General features: G+C 71.2%; 13 protein-coding genes. 9 read left to right on the forward strand and 4 right to left on the reverse strand.

Translation table 11 applies throughout. The features are described 5' to 3' along the window. Nucleotides 1-86 precede the first annotated feature (86 nt). Nucleotides 87-686 carry a hypothetical protein gene (locus DMH08_RS20845; protein ID WP_125617139.1) on the reverse strand — a complete coding sequence of 200 codons (600 nt, stop codon included), beginning with the start codon at nucleotides 684-686 and terminating at the stop codon, nucleotides 87-89. Continuing rightward, nucleotides 683-1,294 carry a hypothetical protein gene (locus DMH08_RS20850; RefSeq protein ID WP_026404417.1) on the reverse strand — a complete coding sequence of 204 codons (612 nt, stop codon included), beginning with the start codon at nucleotides 1,292-1,294 and terminating at the stop codon, nucleotides 683-685. The genes DMH08_RS20845 and DMH08_RS20850 overlap by 4 nt, the downstream gene beginning before the upstream one ends. 33 nt (nucleotides 1,295-1,327) lie before the next feature. On the opposite strand from DMH08_RS20850, the gene DMH08_RS20855 reads away from it, so the two are divergent. Both DMH08_RS20855 and DMH08_RS20860 read left to right on the forward strand, forming a co-directional pair. Beyond that, a complete protein-coding gene (locus tag DMH08_RS20855; protein WP_125617141.1) occupies nucleotides 1,328-1,588 on the forward strand; it encodes a hypothetical protein in 261 nt (86 codons plus the stop codon). A gap of 9 nt (nucleotides 1,589-1,597) precedes the next feature. Beyond that, nucleotides 1,598-2,479: a hypothetical protein gene (locus tag DMH08_RS20860; RefSeq protein ID WP_125617143.1), complete on the forward strand. Its 882-nt coding sequence runs from the start codon at nucleotides 1,598-1,600 to the stop codon at nucleotides 2,477-2,479. Between the two features lie 24 nt (nucleotides 2,480-2,503). Here DMH08_RS20860 and DMH08_RS20865 read toward each other — a convergent pair whose 3' ends face one another. After that, the gene (locus DMH08_RS20865) at nucleotides 2,504-3,700 is read right to left on the reverse strand and encodes a S8 family serine peptidase (RefSeq protein ID WP_125617145.1); all 1,197 of its coding nucleotides are present in this window, start codon (nucleotides 3,698-3,700) and stop codon (nucleotides 2,504-2,506) included. A 300-nt stretch (nucleotides 3,701-4,000) separates the two neighbouring features. On the opposite strand from DMH08_RS20865, the gene DMH08_RS20870 reads away from it, so the two are divergent. The 7 genes from DMH08_RS20870 to DMH08_RS20900 all read left to right on the forward strand — a co-directional run bounded on the left by DMH08_RS20870 (nucleotide 4,001) and on the right by DMH08_RS20900 (nucleotide 10,282). Next, nucleotides 4,001-4,300: a hypothetical protein gene (locus tag DMH08_RS20870; RefSeq protein ID WP_026404415.1), complete on the forward strand. Its 300-nt coding sequence runs from the start codon at nucleotides 4,001-4,003 to the stop codon at nucleotides 4,298-4,300. A 50-nt stretch (nucleotides 4,301-4,350) separates the two neighbouring features. Next, the gene (locus DMH08_RS20875; protein WP_125617147.1) at nucleotides 4,351-5,841 is read left to right on the forward strand and encodes a hypothetical protein; all 1,491 of its coding nucleotides are present in this window, start codon (nucleotides 4,351-4,353) and stop codon (nucleotides 5,839-5,841) included. A gap of 190 nt (nucleotides 5,842-6,031) precedes the next feature. Then, nucleotides 6,032-6,334, forward strand: a complete 303-nt coding sequence (locus DMH08_RS20880; RefSeq protein ID WP_026404414.1) for a hypothetical protein — start codon at nucleotides 6,032-6,034, stop codon at nucleotides 6,332-6,334. A gap of 11 nt (nucleotides 6,335-6,345) precedes the next feature. Further along, on the forward strand, nucleotides 6,346-7,593 hold the full coding sequence (locus tag DMH08_RS20885) for a hypothetical protein (RefSeq protein ID WP_125617149.1): 1,248 nt from the start codon (nucleotides 6,346-6,348) through the stop codon (nucleotides 7,591-7,593). A gap of 222 nt (nucleotides 7,594-7,815) precedes the next feature. Continuing rightward, a complete protein-coding gene (locus DMH08_RS20890; RefSeq protein WP_125617151.1) occupies nucleotides 7,816-8,127 on the forward strand; it encodes a hypothetical protein in 312 nt (103 codons plus the stop codon). Between the two features lie 385 nt (nucleotides 8,128-8,512). After that, the gene (locus tag DMH08_RS20895) at nucleotides 8,513-9,664 is read left to right on the forward strand and encodes a hypothetical protein (RefSeq protein ID WP_158642360.1); all 1,152 of its coding nucleotides are present in this window, start codon (nucleotides 8,513-8,515) and stop codon (nucleotides 9,662-9,664) included. A gap of 18 nt (nucleotides 9,665-9,682) precedes the next feature. Beyond that, complete coding sequence (locus DMH08_RS20900; RefSeq protein ID WP_125617155.1) at nucleotides 9,683-10,282, forward strand: hypothetical protein; 600 nt, start codon at nucleotides 9,683-9,685, stop codon at nucleotides 10,280-10,282. A gap of 54 nt (nucleotides 10,283-10,336) precedes the next feature. Here the strand turns inward: DMH08_RS20900 and DMH08_RS20905 are convergent, their stop codons facing one another. Continuing rightward, nucleotides 10,337-10,807 carry a YbaB/EbfC family nucleoid-associated protein gene (locus tag DMH08_RS20905; protein WP_026404409.1) on the reverse strand — a complete coding sequence of 157 codons (471 nt, stop codon included), beginning with the start codon at nucleotides 10,805-10,807 and terminating at the stop codon, nucleotides 10,337-10,339. Between the last annotated feature and the right edge of the window lie 2 nt (nucleotides 10,808-10,809).

A 10,809-nucleotide genomic window follows, 5' to 3' on the forward strand; every position in this document is an offset into this window, starting at 1 on the left:
GGACGGGGGCGGCGGCGCGGGTTGGTCGTCGGCGGGTGGCCCCTGCCGTCCGTACCGTCCCTGCGGCGGCCGGTGGTGGGGATCGCTCATGAACCCTCCCGCACGTTGTACCGTTCGGGGGCCTTCCGGACGAGGTCGGCCGCGCGGGGGCCGGTGAGGCCGAGGTCGATGTCGGCGGCGGACGACAGCTGCGGCAGGAGCCCGCCCGTCCCGACCACCAGGTGGGCGCCCGCGAGGCGGTTCTTCGGGAGTTCGAAGACGAACGCGGTGCTCGTCCACAGCATCGGCTGGAGCACCGCCCCCGGGACCTGGTCGCCGCCGGGGCGCGGCTCCGCCTCGTACGTGTAGCCGCCGGGCGTCTCCAGCACCGCCGACCGCAGTTCGACGGGCTCGTCGCGGCTCATCGCGCGCGCCCGGACGACGACGTAGACGCCGTCCGTGCCGACGGCCGGCTCGCCGTCGAGGATGGAGTCGGGCGCGAGCGACCGCGCGGCGGCCACGCCGTCCACGCGGACGGTGAACGCGGGCGTGGCGACCTCCTCGCCGACGCCGCCGTCCGTCCGGATCGGGTCGAGCATGCGCGCCTCGACCTTCGGCTGGTAGGCGTGGAGCCACATCGCTCCCGCGAGCAGGATCGTCCCGCCGAGGCCCGCACCGCCCTTGATGGCGAGCTTGCGCACGTTCACGGCGTCCCCGTCCCGACGGGCAGGGTGTAGCGCGCGGCCAGCTCGCCGCCCTCCGTCTGCACCCGCCACGTGTAGTCGCTGTCGGTGAACCCGTGGTCGTACTCCCAGTCGCGCAGCCCGAACGTGAACGTCGGGGGCGGCTGCGCCGGGCCGAGCTTCCACATCACCGACGCCTCCACGGGCAGGCCCGGCTGGACGTCGGAGGTCGCGGCGCCCGCGGCGACGCCCGTCACCTCGTCCGGTTTCACCCACTTGCCGGCCTTGGTGCGGGCGACGACGCCGTCCTGCAGCCCGCTGGGGCCGAGCCCCACCGTCTCCTGGCCCTTGTTGACGACGCGCATCCGGACGATGAGGAACCGTTCGCTCCCGCCCATCGCGGTGTCGGCGACCCCGGCCCGCACGTCGTGCACGGTCAGGGAGAACAGCCCGACGTCGACGGCCTTGCCGGGCGACTTCACCGGCTGCTTCGCCTTCTCGTCCAGTCCGCCGGTCGCCCACAGCACCGCCGTCAGCACGACCAGCGCGCCCACGGCGGCCGACGCCCACACCAGGCGGCGGCGGCGCCCGCCGGCGGCGTTCTGGTAGGGGACCGGAGCGGTGTATTGCACCCGGCGATCGTAATACGCGGCCAGCCTCCCCACATGCCGAAGATCGTGGACTATGCCCGCTTCGCGGATCGGCTCGCCGTGCCGCGCGACCGCTGGGCGCTGCTCCGCGAGGTCCAGGACGAGTGGGGGTACCCCGCGGCCGAGTCCGGCCACGACGACCCGCGCGTGCTCGTCGCCGAGCCCGGCGGGGGACGGGTCCCGCAGGCCCGCTCGATCTCCGACTTCTTCGTCCTGTTCGCCCCGCCGCCGGCCGTCCGCCGCCGGACCGCCCCGGCGGCGACCGTGCGCGGCTAGCCTCGCCCCATGCCGAAGATCGTCGACTATGCCCGCTTCGCGGACCGTCTCGCCGCCCCCCGCGACCGCTGGGACCTGCTCCGGGAGGTCCAGGACGAGTGGGGGTACGAGCCGCCCGCCGACGGACCGGTGTGGCTCAAATGGGACGAGGCCGAGCACGCGGCCTACGTGCGCCACCTCCGCGGCGAGCTCACCGGGGAGGACGCCGACCGCTTCGCGGGCGTCGATCCGGCGCTGCCGGTCCCGAAGGCGCTCGATGAGTGGTGGGAGCTGCCGTTCAACTCCTTCACCCGCAGCCCGCGCCTGTACTGGACGCACCCCGAGTACCCGCCGACCGTGCGCCCCGACCCGTCCGGCCACGGCGTCGCGGGCGGCCTGCCCGCCGGCAACCCGTTCGTCGGTCCCGGGGACGACGTGCGCGTCTGCGTGTTCATGGCCGAGTACGAGTACTGCAACGAGTGGGGCTACCTCGCCGCCGAGGCCGGCCAGGACGACCCGCGCGTCCTGGTCACCGTCGACGACGACACCTGGGTGCCGCAGGCCCGGTCGATCTCGGAGTTCTTCGTGCAGCTCGCCGTGCAGCGCATCCCGCACTACCGCGGCTGGCTGCTGCAGATGAGCGAGGACGACTTCGCGGGCGACGCGCCGTTCATCGAGCGCTTGCAGGCGTCGTACCGTCCGATGGGGTTCGAGCCGTGGCGCGAGCTGGAAGCGTGCACCACCGCGTACGGCGGACCGGACGTCATCGTCCTGCACGACACCGGGATGCGCGACTACTCGGTGGAGATCGCGGCCCGCACGCGCGACGCGCTCGTCCGCGCCGCCGCCGTCCTCGGCCGCGACCTCGCCGACGGCGACATCCGGCCGCCGAAGGGCGACGCCGCGTCCTGACGGGGCGGGCAGGACGGACGGGGGCTACGCGGACTCGCCGGTGCCCTCGCCGGCCGGCTCCACGGGGCCCGGGCGCCAGCCGCGGCGGCGTCCCGCCGGGATCAGCAGCCCGCCCGCGACGACCAGCGCCGCCGCCCCGATCGCGCCGCCCGCCACGCCGAGCGCCACGGCCCGGGTCGTCGCGTCGGGCCGGTCGGGCATCGCGATGCTCACCGGCCCGCCGGGGCCGCCGGTACCGCCCGCGCCGCCCGCGCCGGGGTTCACCGCGGTCAGCGCCTCGAACAGGTTGATCATGCCGTTGCCGCTGCCCGCGCCCTTGCTGCCCTCGGCCGTCCCCTCGATCCGCTGCTTGACCTCGGCGGGCGTGGCCTGCGGGTACGCCTCCAGGACCAGCGCCGCCAGCCCCGCCACGAACGGCGTCGCGAAGCTCGTGCCCTTCTGCACCGAGTAGTGGCCGTCGGGGGACGTGGTCACGATGTCGTTGCCGGGCGCGATGACCGACACGGGCGTGTTCGGGTTCGAGAACTCGGTGATCTTGCCGTCCAGGCCGACCGCGCCGACGGAGATGACGCCCTGGTACGCCGACGGGTACATCAGCGCGGGCACCTTGCCGTTCTGCCGGTCGATGTTGCCCGCGGCGGCCACCACCACGACGCCCTTGGCGAGCGCGTTCTGGACGGCCTGGCGCAGCCGCGGGTCGTCCCCGATCGACTGCGTCGAGACGTTGACGACGTCCGCGCCGAGCTTGACGGCCTCGTCGATGCCCTTGGCGGCGAGCCCGCTGTCGATGTTGTTCGCCTGCGCGGCGAACTTGATCGGGATGATCTTCGCGTCGGGCGCGACGCCGACGAACGGGGAGACCCCCGCCTTGGCCGCGATGATGCCGGCGACGTAGGTGCCGTGGCCGAGGCAGTCCTCCGCGCCCGTCTTCGTCAGGTCGACGCCGTCGACGACCTGCCCGGCGAGCTGCGGGTTCCGCGCGCTCACGCCGCTGTCGACGACCGCCACCTTGACGCCCTTGCCGGTCGCCTTCTCGTGCGCGGCCTCGATGTTGAGCATCTGCTGCGCCCACGGCTCGCCGCCCTCGTTCAGCGCCTGCGCGCTCATCGACCCGGCGGGCGGGTTGCAGTTCGCGGGAGCCCGCGGGGCCGCGTGCGCCGGGGACGCGGCGTACAGGGGGAGCAGGCATCCGGCCAGCACGGCGACCGCGGACCATCTCATCCCGAAAGCCTCCCATCCAACGCCCTACACGCCAAAGGAGACTTTAGAGGACGCGCGGTGCCGGACGCCGACCGCTCGTCCCGTCCCGTCCGGCCGTCCCCCGCGCACCCCCGGGCCGGACGGGCCGCGGCGGCGGGCGCGGGGCGGCGCCGGCGGGCCGGAACGGGCGCGGGCGCTTCACCAGCCGTGATGACGGGGTGGAACGTTCTCGTTTCAACTGGTATGCCCCGCCGGTGTCCCCTAGTATCTTGGCCGACCCCGGCCACAAGTCCCCCGGGACACAATCGGCGAAGGACAGACGTGACCCAGAAGTCCGCCGACCCCCAGCGGATCGCGCTCCACGGCAAGGACATCACCGACCAGGTCGTCCCCCGCCTGCAGAAGGCCGGCGACACTCTCAACACCGACGGCACCTTCAACCTCGAGGGCGGCGACTTCAGCGTGACGTGCGTCGGCGCGTCCACCGCCTACCCCATCGCGGTCCAGTTCGGCTTCGAGGACATCAAGCTGCTGATGGACACCGCCCAGAGCATGGCGGAGAAGATCAACACCGCGGCGAAGAGGTACGGCAACGCCGAACAGGCCAACACGCAGAAGTAGAGCGGCGGCAGCGGCGCGCCGACGGGCGACCATGAGGAAAGGCGAGACAGGTGACCACACCGGGTAACGGGGGCTCCTCGAACAGCGGCGGCACCTCCAACAGCGGCGGGACGACCGGCTCCGGCGGCACCACCAGCAGTGGCGGCACCACCAACTCGGGCGGGACGACCGGCAGCGGCGGCACGACCAACTCGGGCGGCACGACCAACTCGGGCGGCACGAACAGCGGCGGCACCAACAACTCCGGCGGCTCGAACAACTCCGGCGGCTCGAACAACTCCGGCGGCTCGAACAACTCCGGCGGCTCCACCACGTCGCCGACGACGGGCGCGCGCAACAGCGGCCTCGCGGCGGGCGGCGCGGCGGCCGGCGGCGCGGCGATCACCGCGCTGACCGGCGGGTCCGCGCTCGGCGCGGCCGAGTCGATGATGTCGATCGCCGTCACCACGGCGAGCGCCGCCGTCATCCTGCCCCCGTCCATCATGGTCGCGCTGCAGTTCAAGCTCTCGACGGGCAAGCCCGCGAGCCTGGAGAAGGCCGCCGGCGACTGGAGCACGGCGGCCGCCGAACTGCAGCAGGCGTCCCAGGACCTGCAGAACCTCGCGAAGGGCATCCCGCAGCAGGCGTGGAACATGGACGACCGCGCCGCCTACGAGAGCAAGGTCGGCGACTACTGCCTCCAGCTCGACGCGCTGCACAACTACCTGATGGCCGTGTCGATCGCGCTGACCGTCCTCGCGTGGGCGATGTTCACCTACGCGATCTTCGCCGTGGGCATGGCCGTCTACCTGGGCGCCCTCGCCGTCCTCGCGGTCGCCGCGCTCGCGTCCGTCGTCGGCTCGGTCAGCTACCCGGCGCTCGTCGGCCTCGCCTCCACCGGCCTCACCATCACCACGGTCGCGACCGGCATCCTCGCCGCCGCCGGGGTGATGGCGGGCGGGGTGATGTTCGGCGGTGCCGCCATCACCGCCGACTACCAGGGCGACCACGGCAACGCGGGCGCGGGCGACGCGTTCGGCGAGGCGTTCAAGAACGGTGCCGCGGGCGCCGCCGCGAACCTCGTCCAGAGCGGCGCGAACGCGGGCCTGGCGTTCCTGACCCGCAACCCGGTCGCGAACAACTTCGGGGTCGGCGAGGTCGACCTGGACGCCGACCGCGACATCACCGAGACCTGGACGTACGGGGCGGGCGCCAAGGTGAACAGCCCCCTCGGCGAGACCGAGGTCGCCGGCAACATCAAGCACAACGACGAGGGCTGGGCCGGCGGCGAGGTCGGCGTCAACCACAAGTACGAGGACCCGAGCGGCACCGTCAACGGCACCGTCGGCGGCAAGGTCACCTGGGACGAGAACGAGAACGTCGGCGGCGGCTTCAAGGTGGGCGGCGGCCACACCCCGAGCGGCAGCCAGGCCGAGTACGAAGGCAACTGGAGCCACGAGGGCGACTACTCGGACAAGTACAAGGTCAACACCCCCGTCTACAACACCGAGGGCTCGTGGGCCGAAGGGCCCAAGGACGAGACCCCGCCCTGGGACAAGTAACGCCTCCCGGACGAACGCCGCCCCGGCCCCCGGGGCGGCGTTCGTCATTTCGTTGAAACCGTTCCAACGCGCGCCGCGTCGAATGGTGGAACCGCGTGCCCGGAGACCGTGAGCCGTGCCTGAAAGAGCTCCCGAGAAGGCAAAGCCGAACGGGGGCCGGGACGCACCCGGCATTCCTCAGGAGGCGGTCTTGGGCACTCAGCTCAATGTCAACCCGGCGCGGATCATGCAGCACGCGCAGGAGATCACGAACACGATCCGTCCCGAACTCGACAAGGGGCTCCAGGAACTCAACGGCAACGGCACCATCGAGGGCGGCGACTTCAGCATCACCGGGACCCTCGCGGCGATGGCGTACCCGATGGCCCTCCAGTGGGCCTTCGAGGACCTCCAGACCCACCTCGAAATGCTCGACGGCTACGCGTCCAACCTGCAGACCGCCTCGCGCACCTACGGGAACGCCGAGACGGCCAGCACGATCCAGCAGGTCTGAGGGAGCCCGCCGTGAGCCTCTTCAACTCCTACGACGTCCTCATGGGGACGGCCGAGACCCAGACGACCATCGCGTCCGTCCCGCTGCCCACGGTGATTCCGGTCGCCTTCATGTTCAAGGCGTCCAAGGGCGCCCCCGCGAATCTCGAGACGGCGGCGAAAGCCTGGGAAACGGCCGCGCAGAGCATCGAGAAGACGAAGACGATGCTGCAGGAACGGCTCGGCGCCATCTCCCAGCGCGACTGGGACGCCGCCGACCGCCGCGCCTACGAGGCGAAAGTCCAGGAATTCGTCTCCCAGCTCGACGCCATGCAGGTGTTCTGCCAGGCCGTCCAGATCGCCCTCCTCGTCTTCGCGTGGGCCCTCATGGCGTTCGCGATCTTCGCAATCGCGCTCGGCACCTTCCTGTCGGTCCTCGCCGGCATCGCCCTCGCCGCGCTCCTCAGCGTCGTGGGCGCACCCGTCTACGCGTCCTGCGTGAGCCTCGCGTCCACCAGCGTCGCCATCACCGGCGTCGCGACGGGCATCCTCGCCGCCGCCGCGTCGCTCGCCGCGGTGGTGTTCCAGGGCGGCTCGATGCTCGCCGCGTTCACCTCCTACCAGCGCGGCAACGAGGCGGCCCTCACCGACTTCACGCAGGCCCAGATGAACGGCTCCGCGACGGCGCTGACGAACCTCGCGCAGAACGCCGTCAACGCGCCCCTCGCCTTCATCGACTCCCGCGGCGGCGGCTCGTCCCCTCTCAGCGAGATCGACCTCGACGCCGACCGCGACGCGGACGGCATCTGGACGGCCGGCGGCGGCGCGACCTTCGAGACCGCCGGCCAGACCGAGATCACCGGCGGCGCGCACGTCCAGTGGGGCGACGACGAGGGCTTCGTCGGCGGCGACGTCTCCGGCGGCGTGAGCACCCAGGGCGGCTGGAGCGCGGAGGGCGAGGTCGGCTACACCGACTCCGACGGCGTCGGGCAGGGCGACGCCGGCACCCTCAATTACAGCGCCTCCGGCGGCTACGAGGCCGAGAACGGCAGCGGGCACAACTACGGCGGCACCGTCGGCGTCGAAGGCGAGCACGACTTCGAGTCGGGCGACGGCAGCACGTCCGTCTCGGCGACCGGCACCTACAACGGCGGCGACGTGGCCGGCTACACGCAGAACTACCAGTATTCGGGCGACGGCCAGTCCCACTGGAACGGCAACGTGAACACCCCCGTCGCCGACATCCCCGTAGGCGACGAAACCCCACCCTGGGACCAGTAGCGCAAACCTTACGAACGCCGCGCGGACGAGCCGTCCAACTCGTCCGCGCGGCATTCGTCATGCCCGCCCACCTGCGGACTTGTGCCACGAGCGTCGAATAGGCCCCGATCGTCCAGTCCGGAACCCTTTGCGCGCACCGGCCGAAACGGCCCTTCCGCGTTTCCGGGCCGGGACGTCCACTAGCCTCCCCCGCGCACAGGCGACTCAACGAGAGCGGGGACCGTGGCACCGGGACGGAAAGACGTCAACCCAGAGCGCATCGACAAGCACGGCGCGGACCTTTCCTCGACCGTCATTCCCAAGATCGACAACGCGGGGAAGGTGCTGAGCGAGTCGGGCGTCTACGACCTCGAAGGCGGCGATTTCAGCATCATCTGCCTGCACGCGTCCGTCGCCTACCCCCTGGCCGTCCAGTTCGCCTTCGAGGACCTGAAGGCGCAGAAGCGGGTCGCCGAGTCGTACGTCGAACGGCTGTCGAAGACCGCGGCGACCTACGGAACGGCCGAGGAGAAGAACAAGCTCAAGCGTTCGTGACCGCCGCGGCAACGAAGAGGGACGCGAGTTGGCTCCACCACCCGAACAAGGCACCGGCACGCCCGAAGGCGCACAGCCCCCAGCACAGCCCGAATCCACCCCCCAAGGTGGAACGGCCCCCCAAGGTGGAACGGCCCCGCAGGGCGAGACGGCCCCGCAGGGCGGAACGGCCCCGCAGGGCGGGACGGCCCCGCAGGGCGGGACGGCCCCGCAGGGGGGAACGGCCCCCCAAGGGGCGCAGGGCCAGAACCAGGGCCCGACCACACGTGAAGCCTGGCAAAGCCTCGATTCCGGGACACAGCGAAAAGCGGCAACGGCCGGCGCGGGTGCAGGCGCCGGAGCCGCGGGCGCCGCCGCGATAGGCGCGTTCGTCCCCGGTAATTCCGTGGTCGGCGCCGCCGAGGGCCTGATGAGCGGGGCGGTCGCCATGGCCGCGGCCGCCGGAGTCCTTCCGCCCGCCCTGGTCATCGCCTTCCAGTTCAAGCTCGCCTCCGGAAAGCCGCAGAACCTGGAGAAAGCGGCGAACAAGTGGGCCCAGTCGGCCCAGGAGGTCCGGACGGCCACCGAGCAGTGGAAAAGCTTCGTCAGCGGCATCCCGCACGCGGACTGGAACGCCGACGACCGCGAGAAGTACCAGCAGACGGTGGACGACTACTGCCTGCAGATGGAGTACCTGCACAACTACTGCATGGCGGTCCACTACGCCCTCACCTCCCTGGCCTGGGCGCTGTTCGTCTACGCCGTAGCCGCCATCGCCATCGCAGCCTTCCTGGCGGCACTGGTGGCCGCCGCAGGGGCCAGCCTCGGCACCCTGTACCCGGCGTGCGTGTCCCTCGCGGGAACAGCCCTCACCGTCGTGTACGTGATGACGGGGATCCTCGCCACGGCTGGTGAACTCTGCGCCGGGGTCCTCGCGGGCGGCGCCGCCGTCACCGCGAACAAGCAGGCCGAGCACGGGAGCAAGGAGGCCGCCACCGCTTTCAAGCAGGCCCTGATCACCGGCTCGGCAGGCGCCGGCGCGAACCTCCTGGAAGGCGCCGCCAACGCGGGCCTGTCCTGGCTGAACCGCGCGAACGGCGAGGTCGGCAATGTCCCGGGGGTGCCGGGTGATAGGTGGGGACACCGAGGCTACGGTCTTCAGTCGATCGACCTGGACGCGGACCGCAGTTACGACGAAACGTGGAATGTCGGTGGCGGCGCCAAGGTCAAGGTGCCGCACGAGGTGGGGCCGGAGTTGGAAGTGTCCGGCCACCGCAAATACGGGCCCGAGGGCTATGCCGGGGGCGACTTCGAGGTCAAGGGAAAGCAGCCGGGACCCGGGGTTGATCTGGGCGGCGGAGTAAAGCGGGAGTGGAACGAGGAAGGTGACGAGAAGACGACCTATAGTGCCGGTCTCGAGCAGCCGCAGTCCGGAGTCAAGTTGGGGTATGAAGGTACCGTCAACCCTGACGGAAAAGCCGAGAACAAAGCCACATGGGTCGCGCCATGGGGGAGTCGGCAGGCGGACTTCGACCCTCCATGGGACAGTGGAAAGTGAATCGAGGTTTGGGAAAGAGTGAGCGCACTCCTGAGTGTGTCGAAGGTTCGCTTCAAAGATAACTCGCGCCGCAGCTACGCTTACTTCGATGACTCGGGGGAGTTGCTGGCCTCCGTGACTCAAATGGCAGGAGGTCAGCCGCGGGGTCGCCTGGCGCGTGCGTTCGCCGCGGAGCGCGATTACTCCCCGTCCTTCCTGCACGTGACGGCTCCGGACGGCAGCCTGATCTTTTCGATCGAGAGGCCGCCAAGAGATCGCGGTGATGGCACGATCCTGCCCATCATTCGCACGCAGGACGAGGATTTCGTAGGGCGAATCATGCCTAACGACCGCACCGAGGGGGGCCCAGGAGGGGCGACCCGGACCAGGCAGCGCAGATGGCAACTGGTGGGCGCGGACGGTGCGGTGCTGTGCGACGTCGTGCCCAATCTGGTCAGCGAGTTGTACGGCTTCGGCTTTCTGATGGGGAAGAACCGGATCAAATATACGAATGCGTCCGGTGGCCTGATCGCTCGGTCCGACGGAAGGTGGATCGAGTTCGAGCGGGAGGTGGCGGACGATCTGCGGATGCTGGTGATCGCTTCGCCTGTCGCGTTCGATCTGCTCGACGGGGCCTGACATGGGGGCGCCCCGGCTCCGGGGGTGGGGGAGCCGGGGCGGCGCGGGGGGACGTCAGCGGCGGTCGCCGGGGTGGTTGCCCTTGTAGTTGTTCATCGCTTCCTGGGCGCGCTGCTGCTGGACGCCCAGTTCCCGTGCGAGGTCGCGCATCTGGCCCGCGAAGCCGTTCGCGAGCTTGTCGAGGGACGCGAGGGCCTTCGACGGGTCGAGGGGCTTCTCGGGGTCGCCGAAGACGGACGAGCTGGCCTCGCGGACCTTCGTCTGGAAGTCCGTGGCGGCGGCGTTGACGGCGGTGCGGATCTCGGCGCTGAGTTCGGCGGAGCCGAGGCGCATGGCGCGGGGGTCGATGTCGAGCCGGGTCAGCCCGCCTTCGGCGCGGTACTCGGCGATGATGCGGCCCTCGGCGGCCTCGCCCGTCCCGACGGCCTCCTGGACGGACTCCTGGATCTTGGAGAAGTCGCCCATCTGCTCCTGCATGTCGCGCTGGAAGCGCTCGAAGCCTTCCCCGAGGCTGAAGTCGGCCATGT

The sequence above is a fragment of the Actinomadura sp. WAC 06369 genome, assembly GCF_003947565.1.
Lineage (GTDB): Bacteria > Actinomycetota > Actinomycetes > Streptosporangiales > Streptosporangiaceae > Spirillospora > Spirillospora rifamycini.

Coding starts and splice junctions, on each gene's coding strand:
- DMH08_RS20855 (WP_125617141.1), top strand. CDS start 1,328: ATGCCGAAGATCGTGGACTATGCCCGCTTCGCGGATCGGCTCGCCGTG.
- DMH08_RS20860 (WP_125617143.1), top strand. CDS start 1,598: ATGCCGAAGATCGTCGACTATGCCCGCTTCGCGGACCGTCTCGCCGCC.
- DMH08_RS20865 (WP_125617145.1), bottom strand. CDS start 3,700: ATGAGATGGTCCGCGGTCGCCGTGCTGGCCGGATGCCTGCTCCCCCTG.
- DMH08_RS20905 (WP_026404409.1), bottom strand. CDS start 10,807: ATGGCCGACTTCAGCCTCGGGGAAGGCTTCGAGCGCTTCCAGCGCGAC.